This window comes from Microbulbifer maximicatervae (SeqCode) (assembly GCF_052466985.1).
Genome location: NZ_CP174298.1, coordinates 1,429,548 through 1,450,707, shown reverse-complemented (window position 1 = coordinate 1,450,707; position 21,160 = coordinate 1,429,548). Strand labels below are relative to the sequence as shown.

Below are 21,160 nucleotides of genomic sequence, written 5' to 3'. Positions count from 1 at the left end.
TAATGCTTTATCTAAAGGTTCAAATTATTCATCACTCATCATTTATACATAAAGTCTTGTTGGGATTGGCGTTTGGACATGGAAGGGGATGAGATTGCGATTTTTTCTTCTGCTCCAGCTGAATGATTTTCCTGGTTTCATATTCAGGTCGCTTTAAGTAGAAATTTGGATATTTGGCCTGAAAATGTACCAATTTAATTGGTTGGGATTGTTTTGGTATGTACCGCTGAATTTACGAAAGGTGGCCACTTGCAGGTGGTTATTGTTACGACCTGCTTTGCTAGTCCCCCGTCAAATCCTTGATCATTGCCACGTATTGCGCCCCAAGATGTTCAGTTTGTGGATCAGAAATTAACCTGGCTCAGTCTGACTGGCTGGTCGGTTTTTGGGGTTGTTGCATGGGTGTATTTCCTATTTAATTAATCAGCTGATTAATTAAGGTCGTATACCTGTGACTGATAAGCCATCCACACGAGGGCGCGGGCGCCCAAAAGATCCTGAGCGCGAATCCCAAGTGCGTGAAGCGCTCATGCAGTCAGCGTATGCGCTACTTCGGGATAAGGCCTTTCGTGATATTTCGATTCGCGAGATTGCCCAGGGAGCAGGGGTGAATTCGGCAATGATCAGTTACCACTTTGGTGGCAAGGAAGGGCTGATTATCGAGGTAGTGCGGAACCAAATAATGCAGTATGGCCCTGCTTTCATCACTGCCGGGCTGGATGGGAGGGAGCCCACTTTAGAATTGTTGAGAGAGGCAATGAGCAGAATGATACGCCTATATATCAAGGAGCCTTGGATTCCTCGCCTAATTGTTGATGAAGCAGCTTCCAAATCCGGTCGAATGCGCGAACTCTTTGCCGATAGGTTGGCCTCAAAACTGATACCCAAGTTACGTGCTCTACTGCAAACCCTTCAGTCCAATGGCCAGTTGCGAGAGGATTTGGATATTGACCTGATGCCAATCTCTTTTTCCAGTTTGATCGCCTTCCCCTTTATTGCTGGCGCCCGTTTTAAGGAAGAATTTGGCTTTGCTCTGGGGGAGGAAAGTGGGGAGAGATGGATTAACCATACCGTTCAACTCTTACTCCAAGGTGTTTCTAAAAAATCTATATCCAAAGGCGAGGAAGTCAGCAATGGAAATTAAGAGTCATATAAAAGCTCTGATGAATAGCCGGCTCGCATTGCCGGTACTGATTGCGGCGGCGGTGGTTGTATCCTTAGTGTTGGACGTCACTAAAAGTGAGCCTAAACACGATGCAATCACGTCTCCTATAACAACGGTAGACGCAATAAAAGTGCAGGAGCTGCCGTTGCGAGCTCAAGCTATTGCATATGGAGAGGTGAAACCCAGTACTTTCCTGGAAGCCAATGCAGAAGTCAGTGGTAGGGTGGTGTATACAGCTCCGGAATTGGAACGGGGAAATATTATCTCTGCCGGTACGCTGGTTTTGAAAATCGATGATACCAGCTATCAGCTTGCCCTGGCGCAGGCTGAAAGTGACCTGGCTGCAAATCGCGCTAACTTGCAAGAGCTGGAAGTGGAGGAGGCCAATAGTCAACGTTCTCTGGAAATCGCCGAGCGCACCCTCAAGTTGGGTGAGAAAGAACTCGCTCGCAAGCAAAAGTTAGTTGCGAAGGGAACCGTCTCCCGCTCTACCGTAGATACTGAAGAGCAAAATATGCTGCGCTTGCGCCAGGAAGTGCAGAACCAGAGCAGCCAACTTTCCCTTTTCCCGACCCGCCGGAAGGTGATTGAAGCACAGATAGCTCGCTCGGAAGCTCAGGTACGGGATAGTAAATACAACCTGGAGCGCACCAGGGTGACCCTGCCATTTAATGCTCTTATTGGTGAAGTCCATGTAGAGGAAAACCAATATGTTACTGGCAGTGCTCGCTTATTTGATGCAAGTGGACTCGCCCAAGTAGAAATTGCAGCAGAGCTTCCCATGGTGCATGTGGCTCCACTATTGCGTAATTTAAGGCCGGGTATTGATTCCAAACCGACTCCTGAAGATCTACCAAAGATGTTGCTGGGGCTGGAAGCTCGAATCACCCTGGTTGGGGGGCCGGGGAATAATGAGTGGCAGGGGAGGGTTGTGCGTTTGGGGGGAACCCTGGATAGCACCAGTCGAACACTCTCCGTTGTGGTTGCTGTGGATGATCCTTATGGCAAGGCGGTGACTGGTGAAAAGCCTCCGCTATTTCGCGGCATGTATGCCCGCGTCGAGTTGTTGGCTCCCGCTGCACCGGCACTCGCTATCCCCCGCCGCGCTCTCCATGAAGGCAATGTCTATCTGGTAAAAAATGGCCAGCTAAGAGTCCGCCCTGTACAGATTGACTACCACCAAGGCGATATCACTGTGATCCGTGAGGGATTGAATCCCGGTGAGCAGGTTATTGTGACTGATGTAATCCCTGCAATTAATGGAATGGCTGTTTCCGTCGTTAGTGATGAACAATCTGTTACAGCTAGTGCTAGAGGTAACCAGCAGTGATTCGTTATTTTGCCGGTCACCCAACGGCGGCCAATTTATTGATGGTTGCGCTGATGCTAAGCGGGCTTTTTGTTCTGCCTGGCATGAAGCGTGAAACTATGCCGGAAATCGATAAGTTTGAGGTTCAGGTTTTGGTCCCTTATGCCGGCGCTGCGGCGGCCGAGGTGGAAGATAGTATTTGTCTTCCTTTGGAGGAGGCCACCGATGGAATCAGCTTTATTGATGAGCGACTTTGTGAGGCGAAAGATAATCTGGGCCTGATGACTCTTAAAATGCAAGAAGCGGGTGATATGGACCAGTTTGTTGCTGATGTGGAGTCTGCAGTTGACGGTATCGACTCGCTTCCTGCAGAAAGTGAGCGCCCGGTGGTTGAGGAACTGGGGCGTACTCAGGCTGTGGTTAGTATTGCTATCAGTGCCGATCTGCCGTTGGTTCAATTGAATCAACTGGCCGAACACTATCGCCGTGAATTGCTCCGCGACCCCGCCATCCCGATAGTGCGTATTTCCGGTTTCTCTGATCATCAGCTCCAGATCGAAGTCTCAGATTACAACTTGCGCCAATACGGGCTTAGCGTGATGGACCTGGCCAATATTATTGACCAGCAAGCTATCGATATGCCCGCCGGTAAGGTTTCCACTCCAGATCGAGAATATCAGGTGCGCTTTACTGAAGAGCGCCGCACGGTTACAGAGTTGGAGAACCTTGTAGTGATTAAAGGTGGTGATGGGGCGGAAGTTCGACTTGGGGATATTGCAAAAATTTATGATGACTTTGAGTTGGCTGAAGACAAAATTACTTTTGATGGTCATCGCGCTGCGCTTCTCAATATTGAGAAGAATAGTGTGGATGATAGCTTGCGTGTGCTTGAAGCCGTGCGCGACTTTGTCGACCGTGAAAATGAAATTCTACCTGATGGCATGAAACTCACCTTAACCCAAGACAGCGCCTCTATAGTTGCGGATCGTTTGCAGATGGTTATAACCAATGCTTGGCAGGGGCTGATCCTGGTAGCATTGGCTCTCTACCTATTCTTTAGTGGCCGCTATGTTTTTTGGGTGGTCATGGGATTGCCGGTTTCATTCCTGGGGTCGTTTGCATTGATCACGGCCATGGGCGTGTCCATTAATATGATCAGCCTGGTGGGATTGCTGATTGCCATTGGTATCCTAATGGATGACGCCATTGTGTTATCGGAAAGTATTGCCAGTGAACACCGCGAGGGAAGATCTCCGCTGGAAGCGGTTATCAATGGCACCAAGCGGGTGGCCCGTGGCGTTTTGTCCTCATTTGCAACTACGGTAATGGTTTTTGGGGGACTGGTTTTTATTAAGGGAGATATTGGGCAAGTCCTCAAGGTGTTGCCCATTGTATTGATTTCTGTATTGCTCATTAGTTTGGTGGAAGCTTTCCTGATTCTGCCGGCGCACTTGCGTCATGCTCTTGAGCACAAAAGCTCTATCCCCGCCTGGAAGCAGGGTTTTGCTAAACGCTTTGATGGTTGGCGAGAAAATATAGGGCGCGCAGCGGACTGGGCGGTTAAATATCGCTACGCCTTTGTCGGGGGAGTGTTTGGTTTATTCCTGGTCACGGTAAGTCTGATGACGTCCGGGATTGTTAAGTTTCAGGGTTTTCCGACCTTAGAGGGCGATTTATTACAAGCCCGGATCTTGATGCCCCAGGGAACCTCTTTGGTTGATATGGAGAAGTTAGTCGATAAGCAGTTGAAGGCGCTGGATCAGGTCGCCTCAGAGTTGTCAAAAAATGAAAACGCACCTCTGGTGAATCATACGAGTGTCACTTTTGGTATTAATGGTGATGCCTTTGAATCGGGCCCCCATGTGGCCACCATTAATGTCGATTTGCTCGCTGCTGAAGGTCGTACTACCAGTATGGATGAATTGCGCCATGCCTGGCATAAGGCTGCCGGCGATATGGCTGGAGCAATCGCTATTCTTTATAAGGAGCCGGCCTTAGGTCCTGCCGGCCGTGCTATCCACTTACGCCTTGCTGGCTTGGAGTTGGATCAATTAAAGGCAGCGTCCATTCGCTTGCAGGATTGGCTGCGTGGATACGACGGCGTTGTGAATGTAGTGGATGACTTGCGTCCCGGCAAACCGCAGCTCACCGTTAAAATGCGTGAAGGTACCTATGCTTCTGGTCTGGATGCCAGTAGTGTCGCCAATCAGCTGCGAGCTGCTTACCAAGGGATGGAGATAGATGAAATTCAATATCGGGGGGAGACCTACGAGATTCAGGTTCGTATGGATGCAGATTCCCGTGGCGCACTCAGCCGTTTCGATGAGTTGGTCATAATCCATCCAGCTACCAAACAAAGGGTTCCGTTGATTGCCGTTGCCGATATAGAAATGAATCGGGAGTATGCACGAATTCAGCGTATTAACGGTGAGCGGGTTGTGAGTGTGTTTGCTGATGTTTTCACTGAGAAGGCGAACGCTGGCCAGGTACTTGGCGACACCCAGGAGAAGTTCCTGTCTGAGCTTACCCGTGAGTTCCCAGGATTGCGCGTTGATATGCAAGGGGAAATGAAAAATAGTGAGGTTACCGGTACGTCTATTGGCCGGGCCCTGTTAATTGGCGCTATTGGTATCTACCTCCTTTTATCCTTGCAATTCCGCAGTTATGTGGAGCCGCTGATTGTATTGGTAGCTATTCCCCTGGCACTGATTGGTGTTATTTGGGGGCATCTGATCATGGGCCAGAATATGTCTATGCCCAGTATGATGGGTTTTGTCTCTCTCGCCGGAATTGTGGTCAATGACTCAATTTTGCTAGTGGAGTTTGTGAAGCGGCGAGTGCGTGAAGGAATGGATGTACATAGCGCGGCAAGCCAGGCCAGTCGCGATCGTTTCCGAGCAATCTTCCTTACCTCACTGACTACAGTTGCCGGCCTGTTGCCACTGCTATTTGAAACCAGCTTGCAGGCACAGGTGTTGGTGCCGCTGGTCACCAGTATTGTATTTGGTATTAGCAGCTCTACTATTCTGATCCTTCTGGTACTACCGGCGCTCTATGGAATACTGGAGGACTTTGGGTTTACTGAACCTCAAGAAGAGAGTGATGGCGAAGACGTATTAGTACCGGCGCCTATGCTAACTGCGCCAAGTAGTTAATACTTTCCTTCTAATCATGAAGAATAATGCCTAGCTTAGTGCACCCAAAGTGGTAGTAATAAGCTAGGCAATGTACTTTGGGCTAGTCTTTCCAAAGTCTTCGATCAATAGTTTTGCCAATCTTAGTAAAGTAAAAGCAGGGGTCTTCTAACAATTCATAGTCTCCAAAATAATTTTTGGAGGCATCATCATATCGACAGATTGGTTTAACTTCTGAAAAATTGCGTAGCCCTGATTTTTTAAGGGACTGAAGTTCGCTCTCGACAGGCTTGACAAGACATATTTCTATACTTTTCAAGATGAATTGAGCAACTTTCTTAAATAAATCAAAGACGCCAGAATCGTATTGATTAGTTGTAGCTCTAAATGAAAGTACTAATTCGTGCTCGGGTGAGATAGCTGCCCTGAAAAAATATATAATTTGGTCGCCTCTTCTGCTAGAAAAATATTGTACTGCATAGCTAATCCACTGAACTCCTCCAGTTTTTGGGAGCTTGAATATCTGCCAAAATAAGGGAAATAAATATTGCCACTTTTCTGAAGGAGCGCCTTCACCTGGAGAGTAGTAAGCTCGAATTTCACTGTCTAGCCAGTGTTCGTAATGAGCTGCTTCAAGCAAGTTGGTGCGATTTTTTGGTCTCCTTAAAACTGCAGTAAATTCCATTCCTCCGATGTCAGGATTCCATAAAGGTAGACCTTCATATTAATCGTATTCTTCTGCTGGTTAGGTGCCCCAGGCATTATTTGTAACTTTAAAAAAGTTCTCATAAGAGTGTATGTTTATATCAAAATCCAGAGGTAGATCAGAATCTGTATCTACTCTACCGGGCATGGGAATCTTACTAGCGGGGCAGAAAACGAAGTTCTGTACCGAAAAATTTACAAATTACAGGTGCAGACTTGTTTAAGTTTGGTCTCTTGGGGTTTTGTGTGGTGCCAAATAACATTTACAAATTACGCTAGCAAGCGGATATCAAGTGGTGAATCTAATGCGAACTCTTAACTGTTGAAATCCAATCAGTTCAAATAATGCTGTTACGAATATATTAACGATATACTTCATTTCAAAACTGTTATGAGAAGGTGATGCTGAAACAGGCTGCCATCCTGCTAATGTTAGGGGAAGCTGCAGTTTAATCAAAAGGGTGAATCTGAATAAAGCCTAGCTTGGTCCCCCGATGACTGACTCAACTAGGCGTGTAAATGATGGCTTAGTCGACCCAGAGCCTGCGATCAACAGTTTTGCCAATCTCAGTAAAGTAAAAATACGGATCCTCCAGAAGTTCATAGTCTCCAAAAGGATTTTTTGGTGTGTCATCGTACCTGGAGATTGGCTTTTCTTTGCTGAAGTTGCGCAGTCCTGATTTTTCTAATTCCGAAATCTCAATTTCAATAGATTTGGTGAGTTTGATTTCGATGTTATTTAAGATAAAACGAACGATTTTTTTAAAAAGACTAAAAGCACCGGATTCATATTGATCTGTTGTTGCTCTGAAGGATAGGATTAGTTCGTGCTCGTGGGAAATTGCCGCTCTTGCGTAATAAGTAAATTGATCTCCTTTTCGTGCGCAAAATTTCTGAACAATATAGGCGACCCACTGAATACTTCCTGTTTTTGGTAGTTTAAAAGTCTGCCAAAAAAGAGGGAATAGATAATACCATTCGTTAAAAGATAATCCAGTGTCAGGCTCGTAATAGGCTTTAATATTTCTATCAATCCATCGTTCATAGTTGTTGGCTTCTAATAAACTTGGGGAGCCATTTGGTCGTCTAAGTGCTGCACGAAAGTCCATCCCGCCAATCTCTGGATTCCATAAGGGTGTGCCACGGTACTTGTAGTATTCTTCGGCTAGTAGCAAACCCCAAGCATTATCTGACAGCTTTACGAAATCTTTAAAAGAGTAGATATTTAAGTTGAAGTTCAGTGGGAGAACAGGGGTTGAGTCGACCGCTCCTGGTACGAACCTATTGCTGGGGGGCTTAACGAAATTAAGTTTGGTGCCAGATAGGTTGCAAGTTACTGGCATGGATTTACTTAAGTTCGGTCCCTTAGGTTTCTTTGTGGTTCCAAATAACATTTACAATTTTCTTTGTTAAGCTGATATTAAGTGGTGAAGTAACATAGGTTCTTTACTGTTGCGCATATCTCCACGATGTCTATGATTTTATAGTTGTTATGAGAAGGTAATGCTAAACATTTTGCTACCTGATCAGTGTTAGGGAAAACTACAGCACACTCAGAGAGGTGTTTCTGAATGAAGTCTAGTTGAGTTTCCTTGAAGGTTGGCTCAGTTAGGCAGTATAGAGGAGGCTTTGTCGACCCAAAGCCTACGACCTATAGTTTTGCCAATTTTAGTGAAATAAAAGTAGGGGGCTTCCAGTAATTCATAGTTCCCAAAATGGTTTTTGGAGGCATCGTCATATCGACAGATTGACTTTTCCTCGGTAAAGTCACGTAGACCTACTTTTTCCAGGTACTTAATTTTCTTTTCAGTGGAGTCGATAAGTGTGATTTCAATTTTGTTCAAAATAAAGCGAGCAATCTTTTTGAAGAGGTTGAATGCACCGGGGTTATATTGATCTGCAGCTATAAAAGTAAAGGTTAAATCATGCTCTGTTGAAACTGCGCTCCGTACAAAATATGTGAATTGATTGTCCTTTCTGCCGCAGAAATTCTGAACGAGATAGGCTACCCATTGAATATTGCCTGTTTTGGGTAGCTTAAATGTTTTCCAAAAAAGAGGAAGTAGGTATAGCCAGTCATCAAAAGCTGATCCTGTGCTTGGCTCGTAGTAGGCTTTAATATCTCTTTCGATCCAATGCTTATAATTAGCAGCTTCAAGCAAGTTAGGGTGGCTGCTAGGTCTTCTCAATTCTGCAGTAAAGTGAACTCCGCCAATATCAGGATTCCATAGCGGCGTACCGTGATATTTATAGCTTTCCTCTGCAAGAGGAAATCCCCAAGCTCTATCAGAAAACTCAACAAAACCCTCCAAAGAGAAAATGTTTAGATCCGGATTCAGAGCTAAGACGGAGTCTAAAGGGGTAATTTCTGGTACCAAAGTATTACTGAGCGGCTTTACGAAATTAAGCCTTGTGCCGGACAAGTTACATCTTAACGACTTTGACTTGCCAAAGTCAGGCCCCTTAGGGTTTGTCGTAGTACCAAATAACATCTAGGGCTTCACACTAACAGGCTGATATTAAACTGTGAGGTTAGCACGAAATTTAGTTGCTTGCCTCAAGCTGATCAATGTGCTCGTAGACATTGAATACAAGTCTCCATGGTACATTTGCCCAAAAGCAAACTTGCTTTTTGTAGAGGGCCACCTCTTATGTGCTTCACTGTTGTGGCTATTACTTGCTACTCCACCAGTAGCAAGTAATAATACTGTGGGTGCATCACTGGTAACGGAGTCAATAGCTACATTCATCACTTTATGGATGGTTCCCGTAGCCCCATTCAATGCCGCTACCGAGGTCTCAGTAGTAACTTTTCAAGAAATGCTTCCTTTTCTTCTACTCCTTCGGATTCTACCGTGTCTGCAAAATCCGCCAAAGAGGCTACAGATACTTCTGCAAGGGAAGCGTCAACAATAAGCGTTCCACTAAATATTGGCGCTGTGGACTTAAGGTTCTGGCTCAATTTATCAAAGTCTTTGGTTTCGCAGAGCTGGTACACCAAGGTTACCTATTTTGGTTGAGATCAATGTTTACAATTCAATCTACTCAGGTGTTCACTAACTTTGTGTATATGCATACAGTGTTGTGGGTTAGAATGGAAAACTGGCAAGTAACGCTAAGGGCTCAAATAGGGCTTGGATGGTTATGGCTTAATTTAGACTTTTACTGCTTTAAAAAGGAGGCAGAGTGAAAATTTCAGGAAAGTTCGAGGTTACTGTAAAGCCGATGGATCCGTATGCGAAAGGCAGTGAAGGAAACAGCTTGGGGCGTATGTCAATTAATAAAGTCTTTTACGGTGATCTTTCAGGAGAAAGTCGAGGAGAAATGTTAAGTGCAATGACTCCCGTAAAAGGATCTGCGGGGTATGTAGCTATAGAGCAAGTTGCCGGTACTTTAGGTGGTAAGCGAGGCACGTTTGTTTTACAGCACTTTGGGACTATGAAGAAAGGAGAGGACTTCCTTATTTTAGAAGTTGTGCCTGATTCTGGCACTGGAGAACTAGTGGGACTCTCTGGGAAAATGTCTATTCAGGTGGATGGTGGAGTTCATTACTACGACTTTGAATACCAACTTGATTAATAGGAGTTTGCTGTCTGTATAGCGTCATGGAGAGGTTATTCGATCGAAATTTATACGGTCTGTACTCGTCTTGATTGAAGGTGCAACCTCGGATTGAATATTTGCTAATAGAAATTCAATCTGGGGGATCAGTGTCGTTTTCATAATATCTAAGTTTAGAAGAAGGGCTGAACAGGTGGGTAAGTCTGCGGGGATATATTGGTGAGTGTATCGTCAAAGAACTTCCTTCCTGTATAGAACAAGATGATATCGCCAGTGGAAATCCGCTGACGATAAATTGCTAGGTCGCTAAAAGTCATAGGAAAGCTGGGCGATTAGCTCTCGTGGTTGGCCGGGAAAATGTCCTTGCCGCTCATTAAAACCGCTCACTGCATACGTTTTATTCAAAAGGTTTTTCACGTTGATACTCAGCTGAATATCATCCCAACGAGTTGCCCAGCTGGCATCGAGTACAGTGTAGGCCTTTACTTTTTGATCATCGAAGCTTATTTGATCGCTCACATAGTCGGCACCAATGGCAAATGCTGAGTCCCATATACTGAGGTCATAGCGGGCCCACAAGCCTGCTTGGTGCTTGGGTGCATTTACGAACTGACCTGAGTCTGACACATTGCGTGAGTCACCCTCAGCGATATACGTATCGTTGTACGCATAATTAGCTGTTATGCTGAGTCTCTCAGTTATGTCACCGACTAAGGTGAACTCGCTTCCACCACTTTGAACCTGCCCGAGGTTGATAATTTCGGCTTCATTCGGGGTCTCATCGGCACTGATATAGGCGGGGTTACTTTGGGCCATATTTGCTTTTTTTATCTGATAGAAGGCTAGAGTGGTCAGGATACGCCCATCCAGCCATTCCTTCTTCACACCAATCTCCACTTGACTGCCAGTACTGGGTTCAAGCTCCTCGGCGCCGCCCTCAAAGTCGTCTGCGCTCACCGGATTAAAGCTCTGGGAGTAATTTGCATAGAGGGATAGTGTATCTACGGGCTTATAAGTGATGCCTGTACGGTAGCTTGCATCATTATCTTTGTAGCTATTGCCGCTTTCTTTTTCAGTTTCATCGAACTGATCAAGGCGCGCACCTAGCATCCAGAACCACTGATTGGTCAATTCCACAGTATCCTGGATATAAATGCTGGTACGGATGCTGGCCGTACCATCCTTATTCATATTGATAAGGTTGTAAGTTGACGGGTCAGTTATGCCGTAGTTGAGTTCGTAGATGTTGAGGTTTGTAACACCGTCTGCTCCAGGGCGCGCTCGCCAATAGTCATATTTTGTATCAACATCATGATAGTCACCACCAAGCAAAATCTGATGATTCATACCTGAAATGTCTGTGTCATACACAAAATCCAAAGTAAGGCTCAGCTCTTCATTTGCCCGGTACTGATCGCGGTACTCACGGCGGATGGTTCCATCTTCAGCATTGGCCATTCCATCACCATTGATGTCTACCCAACCGCGTGATTCGTGATAAGCCTGCTCCCTTTCATTTTCCATGTAACGCAATGTTGCGTTAAAGTTCAGGCTATCTGTCACCTTATGCTTGACTTTAGTTCGAAGAACCAAGGCTTTTAGGTTTTGATAATCAGCTTTTTCGTTGGTGTTGTAGGAAGGATCTACCAGGAATTTGCCGTCATCATTAACGGGTACGCCGCGCAAGCGGTTACCGCCTAGGTTTTGTTCTATGTGCTCGAAGGTGGTCGTCAAGTGAGTGCCTGCTGAGAGGTCAAATAGTAGTCCCCCGGCAAGTTCAATGTTCTCGCTGTTCGCATTATTGCGAAAGCTATCTTGAGATTCATAGAATCCTCCTAAACGATAGGCGATATTTTCAATTACACCGCCTGTTAGCTCGATAGAAGCTCCTTTTAGCGATTCGCTTCCGGAGGTGACTGTTAATTCACGACGCTCATCGAAGGTTGGCCTCTTGGAGGTGTAGTTAATCATCCCTCCGGGCTCACCGCCGCCATAGAGGGCGGAGGATGGCCCTTTTAGTACCTCGATGCGCGCTACATTTGATACTTGAGGCACACTAAACCCTGAATAGGGATCGCCGCGGACTCCATCGTAAAATATATTTTTATTGTCTCGAAATCCCCGAAATGTGACTCCGGAATAGCTGAATTCACTAACTCCTGCGATGGAGCGGTACAAGTCAGTGATATCGCGGGCAGCCTGGTCTTCAATGAGCTGTTCACTTAGTACCTGAGCAGACATCGCAATATTTAATAAGTCTGCGTCTGCTTTAGTTCCAGCTTGTGTATGAGAGTCCAGATAAAATTGTTGGGCTCTACCAATAACTTCAACTTCTTCTACCGTTTGAGTTATTTCCTGGGCAGACACCAACGCAGCAGGGGCTAGTGAGGCCCATACTGCCAAGTTGAGTTGTTGAGGGTACATATTGATAGAATTCCGTACAAATAGGGTCGATTATAATTGATAATGGCTGTCATTTTTGAGATGTAGTAATAAATGTGAAACAGTCGTAGGAAGCTAAAAAGCTATTGTGCCGACTGGAGATTAGGTAGGAAGAGTTGATAGCTTAGAACCCTAGCCGTCAACAAAGCATTGATTTTCCTTGAAAGGGTGTCAGTAATAGGTTAAGGAATTGATGGTTTGTACGAATGATTGAATTAAGAAATATTGAAAAGAATGATGAAGCACTACTGGTTGAGTACTTAAATGATGAGTCTGTGTTTAAGTATTTGTCATCGAGAATTCCTCACCCTTATACATTGGAAGATGCTGCTTGGTGGGTTGATAAAGGTTGTAAGAAGGAAGGGGTTGTAAAGGCAATAGAGTACAGAGGGGCCTTTTGCGGGATTATAAGTATGCGCGAGCAGCTGTTTGAGCATTCTCACTCCGGTGAGGTTGGATATTGGGTTGCGCGAGAATTTTGGGGGAGAGGAATTGCTACTATTGCTTTGACTCAGTTTACTCGTGAGATTTTTTCTTCACAAAATATTGTCAGGCTTTATGCCTCTGTCTTTTCTGGAAATGTCGGATCAGTGAAGGTTTTACAGAAGGCGGGGTATAAGCATGAAGGGACTTTAAGCTGCTCAGTAAAAAAAAGGGGGTATTTATTTTGATGAGTACATTTTCGCCAAGGTGAATGCCCCATCATAAAATTTCGAGTTATATTCTTAGTTGTGGAATATTAGAATTGAACAGAGATACTGAATTCAGTAGAGAGCTGAGTAGGATATCAAAATACTTCAGCTACCTGCTCAGGCATAAGCCTGAAGCCATCGGCTTGTTTATGGATGAGAATGGATGGGTGGCAGTTGATGAGTTGATTCAGAAAACTGTAGACTTTGAGCTAAACAGGGATTTGGTTTCTGTCGTTGTGGAAACCAATGATAAGCAGCGGTTTTCTATAAGTGATGATGGCCTTTCTATCAGAGCCAATCAGGGACATTCTGTAGATATTAATTTACATTTAAGCCCCCTTGAGCCACCAGGTGCGCTTCTCCATGGCACTGCAGAGCGTTTTGTTGAAGATATCCTCGCGCAAGGACTGAAGAAAATGCAAAGGCATCATGTTCACCTGTCGGAATCCGAGGCAGTTGCTCGATCTGTTGGGGCCAGGTATGGCAAGCCCGTACTGGTAAGGGTGGAGGCTAAATCCATGCATCGAGATGGTTTCGATTTTTATCGCTCTGCTAATAATGTGTGGCTGGTTGATCATGTGCCAGTCAAGTATATGAAGTTACTTTAAAGGTAGGGATTGTCAGTATTGTTGTATGGGTACTGTTAGTGGAGGGATACTCTAGAGTCAGCTTATTTATAAAGGAAGAGCCATTGATCAAGATACACCCCTTGAATGGATAGGCCTATTGGAGGTGAAGATAGCTTTATAAATTTTTGTGCCATAATAAGGAATAATTATAATTTTTCTGTATACCAAATTTTTGGAGTTACAAGCACGCCAGCCTTTTTTCTAGATTCTTCAAGCTCACTACTATTGACAAACTTGATAGCATGCTCCTTCGAAGGAAACTCATGGATCACTGTTACATTGTGATGGTTGTCAATTTCTCGATATACAGATGTAGCTGTAGCGCCCATTTGCTTCACTATAGGCATGAACTCTTCTAGCACTCTGTGCCATTCGTTGAAGTCCTTAACATTCGCGTGCATAAATAGATGTATCATATGGATACCAGTTGGTCAGTAGATGCTGCGTGTTATACAACCTTGTGAATAGTTATAGTAGTTAGCTATTCGGGGTCAAGTTTTAAAAAGGTTCCCAATAGTAGCCTTTGGGTCGTAAAGGAGATATTTGGCAGGTAGTTGGGGGCCGGTTGTTATAATTGGCCTTTAACTTTATTAATGGTATGGAGTCAAGGGGTTTGACTTAAATAGTATGGTTAGTAAAACGCTATCTTGTGAGTCAATCTTTGTCCCTTATTGCCCTGCCTACTTTCTAATTAAATCCACAGGAAAAGTACAAGCTCCGTATATTGCTATTTAATTCTGTGCGATGAGGTGAGCCCAAATGGGTACGATTGTTTTGTTTTGGGTTTCTTATAAGGCTCCCGTCTAAAAATAGTAATTTTAACTTATTGATTAGCTTTTCTGAGTAAGTGTATCTTTCTATTTGTTCCTGCCCATTAATGAAAACAGATAGTTTGGCGGTGATTTTCGCAATGTGGCGTGTATCTACTGTGTTGGGATTTTCTGGTATCGGTAGATAGTGATACCAAGATTTGATTTTTAGTGCATATTGAAATTTGAGTTTTTTCTGGGGGAGCTTATGGATCTGACTATTTCTATTTTAGGGCATGCACTTACAGCTATCGCGGCTCTTTTGGCAATTCATGGGAAGACATGGGATGAAACCCAAATTGGCCTGAAAAGGGTAACCAGGATAGGCGGTGTTGCAGCCGGGGTGGCAGTTGTTGGTCTGGCGCTTTCAATCTTTCAGACTATCGATAAGTATCAGGAAAAAGCTGCTTATAAGGAATATGCAATTTCAAAAATTGAAAAGGGGTGGAGCAATCTTTTTGTTCCCTTTGAGGCGCTCCACTACCAGGTGACAGGCTTGAAACCCAAAAAGGGGGAGCACCTGGAGTTTGCCGAGTTGGTATTGAAGGAAAATCTATTGGCCAGCTTTGATAAGGTGGACTTTAAAGAAGTTCATCGATTTCCCAAGTTTGGGACAGTTGGAAATATGGTTTGTGCACAAACACTTTCAGGTATGGGGACGGTTTCCAGATATATTGAAGAGTACTCAGATCATTTGGATTTAGAAATCAAGGCTTCGGTAGAGGAGTTGCAGTTAATGCCTGCTTTTTCCACACTAATACGATTTGGCGGCTGTCCCGGTATTAAGGGGCGCTCGGTCAACGATCCTGATCGTTATCAGGGGAAATTTGATACTCCGGAAATGCGAGCTTACATCAGGAAGCTAATCGCATTTCAGAAATTAATAGGCTAGGGGTAAGTACTTAGTGGAGAGATAGCAAAGCGGCAGCTCAATAGCATACCGTTTTGCAGTCGGCCGTAATCAGGGTCATATATCAGACGGCTCGACCTTGCTTCTTGAATATTGTGATGGCGCTGATAGTGAGTTCCTTGACTAAAGCCTCAAATTTTTGCAACGGCATATTTCTAGCCGGAGCAATATTCAATAGGTGCTCGCTGACTTGAACGAGTTTCAACCCTTTGGGGGGGTGAATGTGGGCGGGAAATCTACAAACCCATCCTGTTAGTGGTAGTTTGTTGATAGCTTCTCTATCGAGAGCTTGAATTCCTTTGCCGTTGGCAATGATTACTTCGATATCATCAAGGTGGGTGGTATCAATGTTTTGTGGTGTTCTTGGTGTTGAGTTAGGTTTTCTAAAACTCTCGAGTTTTAAAAGTTCTTCGTAGGTGATATAGAGCTCTTTTCCAGACATTCTGATCTCCTTCTCACGGTCATCAACTAAAACTTGTGTCCGATGCTCCTGAGCATTTTGGGTTGAATCGGATCGCTTTTATTTTTTAGTGTTTATTAATCTAGTTGTTATTCCAAAAATCGCAATCAAATTCGATGATTGCATCATATAGACAGATTGATACTTTGGGCAATGTTTTAAGCTCTCAATAGGGGGGGTAAGAATATTCCAGCGACTGATTGTGTAGAAAATTCACGAAAACCGCCATTGTGAGTTGAGTTTGTTACTTGCCGGACTGGGTAATTTATTATTTTAAGCGTTGCTGTAATGCTTAAAATAATAAACTGCCTTGCAGTTGTTCAAATTTATTTATATTTCCTTTTTGAGGTGGTGCTTGAAGGTTTATCTGGTTGGTTGAATTTTGAATCGTGAACTCTGGTTTTGGCCAGCTTAAAAACTTGTTTGCCTTTTTATTTGATGCCTCAGAGGTGCTTCTCTTCTGGAGTTTCCAGGTGGAATGGGAGAGGTTTATTTAATTTCATTTAAGAAGTCTTGCGTCGATATACCTTTTAGGCATGTGATACATCCTGGCGCTGGTAAGTAGGTCGAGTTTTAGATTAAAGCAATCCCTGCAAGACAGAATTGCAAAAGCTGGCGTGCATAATGCTTATCTCGGATACAACGTATAAAAATGGATAAGCACTATGGAAGAGAAGGATTCGATTGACAAAAAAGTGGCGAGTAAAAAAATTAGCCGTAGAAATTTTACTAAAGGGGCGATGCAACTGGGTATTGCTGCCAGCGCGGCTTCAACAGGATTGGTTTCCGCTCTCTCAATGTTGGATCGGAATTTCTATGATCAATATGACTACGTGATTATTGGGTCGGGTGCGGGTGGAGGGCCATTAGCGGTAAATTTGGCAAAGGCGGGATTTTCTGTTTTGGTGTTGGAAGCTGGTGCTGCCGACCCCAGTGATGACACCCATAATATTCCAGCATGGCACCCCTTTGCGTCTGAAGACCCCAAATTGAGCTGGGACTTTTTTGTTAAGCATTATACGGATATCAATCAGCAGCAACTGGACGACAAATATGTTTCCGGGAAGGGAATCCTCTACCCACGGGCGAGTACTATCGGTGGTTGTACCACGCACCATGCACTGATTACGGTCTATCCACATAACAATGATTTTGACCGCATAGCACGGGATACAGGGGATATTTCCTGGGATAGCGCAAATATGCGGCGATATTTCGAGCGTTTAGAGCGTTGTGAATATGTGCCCCGCCCAATTTTCTCCAATCCATCCCGTCACGGTTTTGATGGTTGGCTGCCTACGAATCGCGGCAATCCCGCGTTATTGCTGGAAGACCCGGCGATCTTGAAAGTTGCGCAGGCTGCGCTGGCCAAGTATGGGCTCGAAGGGGCTTTGGAAAAAATTATCAGTGGCAATCTTCGCTTGGATATCAATCATTGGGACGTGGCCGGTGGCCAGGAAGGGCCTTTTATCGCCCCTATGGCAGCAGATAGCCGAAACCGCCGTACCAGTGTGCGCGAATACCTCTTGGATACCCAGTCAATTTACCCAAACTTGCTTCATATTCGTACAAATTCACTGGCAACTCGTGTGTTGTTTGAGGGGAATACTGCTGTTGGAGTGGAGTTTTTAGAGGGGGCGAGCCTGTATAAGGCAGACCCTTACCATGATGAAAGTGGTACTGCCGGAGTCTTGAGGCAAGTGCGGGCAAATCGTGAGGTTATCTTGTCTGGAGGGGCCTTCAATAGCCCGCAACTTCTCAAGTTGTCGGGAATTGGTCCCGCCCATGAGCTCCGAGATCACGGCATAGAGCCCCTGGTAGATCTGCCTGGGGTAGGAGAGAACCTCCAGGATCGCTATGAGGTCGGAATCGTTAGTGAGATGAGTGAGGATCTTGCCCTTCTTAAAGATTGCACTTGGGGGGAGGGGAATGATCCCTGTTTAAATCGCTATCGCTATGGCTGGTTCAATCAGGGGCCCTACAGTGGAAATGGTCCAGTATTGTCTCTGGTTAAACGTTCCAAACCGGAGCTGGAAGATCCCGACTTGTTTATTTTCGGAGTGCCCTCCGATTTCCACGGATACTTTCCCGGGTACTCCCAGGCGTTGCGGGACTACAAAGACCGTTTCTCCTGGATTGTACTGAAAGGCCATACGAACAATACCGCCGGGCGTGTGACCCTGCAATCTGCTGATCCCAGGGACACACCGGAAATCAACTTCCACTATTTTGGTGAGGGTAATGATGCTCTGGGAGAAGACCTTCAGGCAGTTATTGAGGGGGTAAAAATTTCCAGGGATATTATGTCGGGCCCTATTGTGAGCAAGCAGGTCTCCAGGGAATTATTGCCCGGTAATGAGGTTCAATCAGATCAGCAAATTGGTGAGTTTGTTAAGAACCAAGCTTGGGGGCATCACGCTTCCTGTTCCAATAAAATGGGGCCTGCCAGTGATCCTATGGCAGTTGTCGACAGTAAATTCCGGGTTCACGGCACCAATAACTTAAGGGTAGTGGATGCTTCGGTGTTCCCCCGAATCCCCGGTTTTTTCATTGTGGTGCCGGTCTATATGATCAGTGAAAAGGCGAGCGATGACATCATTGCTACAGCAACTGGGCTGAGCGCTTGAAGATTTGTATGTGAAATAAAAAGCCCCGCGTTGCGGGGCTTTTTATTTAGAACGAGATGTTCTTCGGTGTGCGCGGGAAGGGGATTACATCGCGGATGTTGCCCATGCCGGTCACGTAGGATACGATGCGATCAAAGCCCAGGCCAAAGCCCGCATGAGGCACTGTACCGTAGCGGCGCAGGTCGCGGTACCAGTCCAGGTGTTCCTTGGGTACATTCATTTCATCCATACGCTCATCGAGCTTCTCCAAACGCTCTTCACGTTGGGCACCGCCGATAATTTCGCCGATCCCCGGTGCCAGAACGTCCATTGCGGCAACGGTTTTGCCATCGTCGTTCATGCGCATGTAGAAGGCTTTGATGTCCTTCGGATAGTTCATCACGATAACTGGCTTTTTGAAGTGCTTCTCTGCCAGGTAGCGCTCGTGCTCAGAGGCCAGATCAATACCCCAGGATACGGGGAACTCGAACTTCTCTTTGCAGCTTTCCAGGATTTCAATCGCTTCGGAGTAGTTGATGCGGGCGAAATCGTTGTCGATGATATTCTCCAGGCGGCTGATAGCCTCCTTGTCGATGCGCTGGGCAAAGAAGGCCATATCATCGGCGCGCTCTTCCAGTACCGCCTTGGATACATACTTCAGCATTTGCTCAGAGAGATCGGCTACATCTGCCAGGTCTGCAAAGGCAACTTCCGGCTCAACCATCCAGAACTCTGCCAGGTGGCGAGTGGTATTGGAGTTTTCTGCACGGAAGGTGGGGCCGAAGGTGTACACCTTGGACATGGCCAGGCAGTAGCTCTCAACATTCAGCTGGCCGGATACGGTGAGGAAGCTCTCTTCGCCGAAGAAGTCCTTGCTGTAGTCCACCGCACCTTTATCTGTGCGCGGCAAGTTCTCCATATCCAGGGTACTGACCCGGAACATCTCGCCAGCACCTTCACAGTCAGAAGCGGTGAGAATTGGGGTGTGCACGTAGAGGAAGCCGTTCTCGTGATAAAAACGGTGAATCGCTTGGGCGATACAGTTACGTACGCGGGCTACGGCACCACTGACATTGGTGCGCGGGCGCAGGTGAGCGTGTTCGCGCAAGTGCTCCATAGTGTGGCGCTTGGGGGACATGGGATAGGTATCCGGGTCTTCCACCCAGCCGACAACCTGGACTTCGGTGGCGAGCAGTTCGATAGACTGACCCTTGCCTTCGGATGGTTTGATGGTACCGAGGATATCTACCGCGCAGCCGGTAGTCAGGCGCTGCACTTCTGACTGGTAATTGTGCAGGTGATTCTCAGCAACGACCTGGATCGGATCAAAGCAGCTGCCGTCATGTACGGCCAGGAAAGAGAGGCCGGCTTTGGAGTCGCGGCGGGTTCTGATCCAGCCTTGAACGCGGACTTCTTCGCCCTCGCGACCGCTGGATTTCAATAGGCTATCTACGGATTCGACTTTTACTGTCATTTTCTATCGGTTTCTCATTAGTCCGGAAGGTGGTGTTCTGTCAGCTTGCCTAAAAGTTGACCACCCCACCAAGGTGAAGTTACGGCGGGCATATTGACTGGTTGTAGAGGGGAAATCCAGTCCCTTGGCTATCGGGCAGCTCTTCAAAATCTCCCTAAGGACTTTGAAGAGCTGTTATGGCCTCTATATTGGTGATGTCTCACCAGCGGATTGCAATGGGGGTGCCGATTTTTACGAGAGCCATAAACTCATCCATCTCGTCATTGGTAAGGGCAATGCAACCATCAGTCCAGTTAAAACGTTGGGTGATTGGAGCGAGCCAGCCCAGTCGATTGCGCTGGCCATGGACCATAATGAAGCCACCTGGTGAGACTCCCCGAGCCTCAGCTTGAGCGCGGTCTTCGGCATTGGGGTAGGAGATATGCATTGCCCGATAATAAGAGGAGTCTTCTTTTTTGTAATCCAGCGTGTAGTGTCCCTCAGGGGTTTTTTCATCGCCTTCTTGCTGCTTGTGTCCTTGGGGTTGCCCGCCGAAGGCTACATGGTAGCTCTTTATAACCTTGTCGCCATCGAGCAAGTGCATTTTGTTTTCGGACTTAATCACTTCCACCAGAGTGACTTCAGCCTGGGCAATAGTGGTTAATGTAAAAAGCAGAATGGCGATATAGCGCACGGCTTGTAACTCCGGTTGGAGGTGGTTGATTCAGGTTGCTGTGATATAAATTTTCCGAATCAGCAAAAGGGCGGGGCTGAATTATCTTGCAACTGCAGCTAGAGTGGGGTGCTTCACTTTGGGTGAGGCAGGCAGCTTCAGTTGAGCGCCTGCCGGGATGTGCTAGATCAGCCGCTGGGTTTTTTCACTGTGTGTAGGACGGTGTCCTGTTCAAAGAAAACGTAGAACTCGCCGTATTCCCAGCGCGTGATAGCGGGTTCGCCAATTGGCCCCTCAATACCAAGGGGTTCCCCTAGGCGTGAGGTCACATCATGTTTTTTAAGCCCACGGACTTCTTCAATGGTGAGCTCCCCACCCTGGGTGCCTACGGGTACTTCAATGGTTGTCGCCTGGGCGCCAAAAGTAAGAAGTAGTGCCATTGAGCCAGCGAGACAATTCAATCCGCTGCGGAGTCTGCTGAACATTTTTTGTTCTCCGATGTAGATGTTCCATTAGCCGTCCCATTAAAACAGAATTTCCGCCAATGCTCCTGTTCTTCTTCACGTTTTCGCGCCAAGAATAGAAATAAATGCGCCTCTTTGGAATGTTAGG

18 protein-coding genes are annotated in these 21,160 nt (G+C 46.0%); 8 read left to right on the top strand and 10 right to left on the bottom strand.

The window, feature by feature from the left end; all coding sequences use genetic code 11:
- Positions 1 to 451 precede the first annotated feature (451 nt).
- The 3 genes from ACJJI3_RS06350 to ACJJI3_RS06340 are packed head-to-tail and all read left to right on the top strand — an operon-like array spanning position 452 to position 5,629.
- Positions 452 to 1,144: a TetR/AcrR family transcriptional regulator gene (locus tag ACJJI3_RS06350; protein WP_444941889.1), complete on the top strand. Its 693-nt coding sequence runs from the start codon at positions 452 to 454 to the stop codon at positions 1,142 to 1,144.
- Positions 1,134 to 2,495 carry an efflux RND transporter periplasmic adaptor subunit gene (locus tag ACJJI3_RS06345; RefSeq protein WP_444941888.1) on the top strand — a complete coding sequence of 454 codons (1,362 nt, stop codon included), beginning with the start codon at positions 1,134 to 1,136 and terminating at the stop codon, positions 2,493 to 2,495. The genes ACJJI3_RS06350 and ACJJI3_RS06345 overlap by 11 nt, the downstream gene beginning before the upstream one ends.
- Positions 2,492 to 5,629: an efflux RND transporter permease subunit gene (locus ACJJI3_RS06340; RefSeq protein ID WP_444941887.1), complete on the top strand. Its 3,138-nt coding sequence runs from the start codon at positions 2,492 to 2,494 to the stop codon at positions 5,627 to 5,629. Before ACJJI3_RS06345 ends, ACJJI3_RS06340 begins: the two co-directional genes overlap by 4 nt.
- Positions 5,630 to 5,711: 82 nt before the next feature.
- On the opposite strand, the gene ACJJI3_RS06335 is transcribed toward ACJJI3_RS06340, so the two are convergent.
- From ACJJI3_RS06335 to ACJJI3_RS06320, 4 genes are all read right to left on the bottom strand, one after another.
- Positions 5,712 to 6,293, bottom strand: a complete 582-nt coding sequence (locus ACJJI3_RS06335; RefSeq protein WP_444941886.1) for a hypothetical protein — start codon at positions 6,291 to 6,293, stop codon at positions 5,712 to 5,714.
- A 547-nt stretch (positions 6,294 to 6,840) separates the two neighbouring features.
- Positions 6,841 to 7,707 (bottom strand): hypothetical protein, encoded by an 867-nt coding sequence (locus tag ACJJI3_RS06330; RefSeq protein ID WP_444941885.1) that lies wholly within the window; start codon positions 7,705 to 7,707, stop codon positions 6,841 to 6,843.
- A gap of 210 nt (positions 7,708 to 7,917) precedes the next feature.
- Positions 7,918 to 8,736, bottom strand: a complete 819-nt coding sequence (locus ACJJI3_RS06325; protein WP_444941884.1) for a hypothetical protein — start codon at positions 8,734 to 8,736, stop codon at positions 7,918 to 7,920.
- 365 nt (positions 8,737 to 9,101) lie between these two features.
- The gene (locus ACJJI3_RS06320) at positions 9,102 to 9,311 is read right to left on the bottom strand and encodes a hypothetical protein (RefSeq protein WP_444941883.1); all 210 of its coding nucleotides are present in this window, start codon (positions 9,309 to 9,311) and stop codon (positions 9,102 to 9,104) included.
- Between the two features lie 188 nt (positions 9,312 to 9,499).
- Between ACJJI3_RS06320 and ACJJI3_RS06315 the strand changes: the two genes are divergently transcribed.
- Positions 9,500 to 9,892, top strand: coding sequence for a DUF3224 domain-containing protein (locus tag ACJJI3_RS06315; RefSeq protein WP_413665625.1), 393 nt, complete (start codon positions 9,500 to 9,502; stop codon positions 9,890 to 9,892).
- A 288-nt stretch (positions 9,893 to 10,180) separates the two neighbouring features.
- Here the strand turns inward: ACJJI3_RS06315 and ACJJI3_RS06310 are convergent, their stop codons facing one another.
- A complete protein-coding gene (locus ACJJI3_RS06310) occupies positions 10,181 to 12,298 on the bottom strand; it encodes a TonB-dependent siderophore receptor (protein ID WP_444941882.1) in 2,118 nt (705 codons plus the stop codon).
- Between the two features lie 224 nt (positions 12,299 to 12,522).
- Here ACJJI3_RS06310 and ACJJI3_RS06305 point away from each other — a divergent pair, with 224 nt between their 5' ends.
- The gene (locus ACJJI3_RS06305) at positions 12,523 to 12,987 is read left to right on the top strand and encodes a GNAT family N-acetyltransferase (RefSeq protein WP_444941881.1); all 465 of its coding nucleotides are present in this window, start codon (positions 12,523 to 12,525) and stop codon (positions 12,985 to 12,987) included.
- Between the two features lie 74 nt (positions 12,988 to 13,061).
- Positions 13,062 to 13,616 carry an RNA 2'-phosphotransferase gene (locus ACJJI3_RS06300; protein ID WP_444941880.1) on the top strand — a complete coding sequence of 185 codons (555 nt, stop codon included), beginning with the start codon at positions 13,062 to 13,064 and terminating at the stop codon, positions 13,614 to 13,616.
- Positions 13,617 to 13,783: 167 nt separating this feature from the next.
- Here ACJJI3_RS06300 and ACJJI3_RS06295 read toward each other — a convergent pair whose 3' ends face one another.
- On the bottom strand, positions 13,784 to 14,038 hold the full coding sequence (locus ACJJI3_RS06295; RefSeq protein WP_444933074.1) for a DUF1330 domain-containing protein: 255 nt from the start codon (positions 14,036 to 14,038) through the stop codon (positions 13,784 to 13,786).
- 616 nt (positions 14,039 to 14,654) lie between these two features.
- On the opposite strand from ACJJI3_RS06295, the gene ACJJI3_RS06290 reads away from it, so the two are divergent.
- On the top strand, positions 14,655 to 15,338 hold the full coding sequence (locus tag ACJJI3_RS06290) for a hypothetical protein (RefSeq protein WP_444941879.1): 684 nt from the start codon (positions 14,655 to 14,657) through the stop codon (positions 15,336 to 15,338).
- Between the two features lie 82 nt (positions 15,339 to 15,420).
- Here the strand turns inward: ACJJI3_RS06290 and ACJJI3_RS06285 are convergent, their stop codons facing one another.
- Positions 15,421 to 15,798 carry a hypothetical protein gene (locus ACJJI3_RS06285; protein ID WP_444941878.1) on the bottom strand — a complete coding sequence of 126 codons (378 nt, stop codon included), beginning with the start codon at positions 15,796 to 15,798 and terminating at the stop codon, positions 15,421 to 15,423.
- A gap of 683 nt (positions 15,799 to 16,481) precedes the next feature.
- Between ACJJI3_RS06285 and ACJJI3_RS06280 the strand changes: the two genes are divergently transcribed.
- Positions 16,482 to 18,443: a GMC family oxidoreductase gene (locus ACJJI3_RS06280; protein WP_444941877.1), complete on the top strand. Its 1,962-nt coding sequence runs from the start codon at positions 16,482 to 16,484 to the stop codon at positions 18,441 to 18,443.
- Positions 18,444 to 18,489: 46 nt separating this feature from the next.
- Here the strand turns inward: ACJJI3_RS06280 and asnS are convergent, their stop codons facing one another.
- The 3 genes from asnS to ACJJI3_RS06265 form a co-directional block, all read right to left on the bottom strand.
- Positions 18,490 to 19,896 carry an asparagine--tRNA ligase gene (asnS, locus tag ACJJI3_RS06275; protein ID WP_444897139.1) on the bottom strand — a complete coding sequence of 469 codons (1,407 nt, stop codon included), beginning with the start codon at positions 19,894 to 19,896 and terminating at the stop codon, positions 18,490 to 18,492.
- Between the two features lie 199 nt (positions 19,897 to 20,095).
- Positions 20,096 to 20,569: a L,D-transpeptidase family protein gene (locus ACJJI3_RS06270; RefSeq protein ID WP_444941876.1), complete on the bottom strand. Its 474-nt coding sequence runs from the start codon at positions 20,567 to 20,569 to the stop codon at positions 20,096 to 20,098.
- Between the two features lie 167 nt (positions 20,570 to 20,736).
- The gene (locus ACJJI3_RS06265) at positions 20,737 to 21,033 is read right to left on the bottom strand and encodes a hypothetical protein (RefSeq protein ID WP_282932628.1); all 297 of its coding nucleotides are present in this window, start codon (positions 21,031 to 21,033) and stop codon (positions 20,737 to 20,739) included.
- Between the last annotated feature and the right edge of the window lie 127 nt (positions 21,034 to 21,160).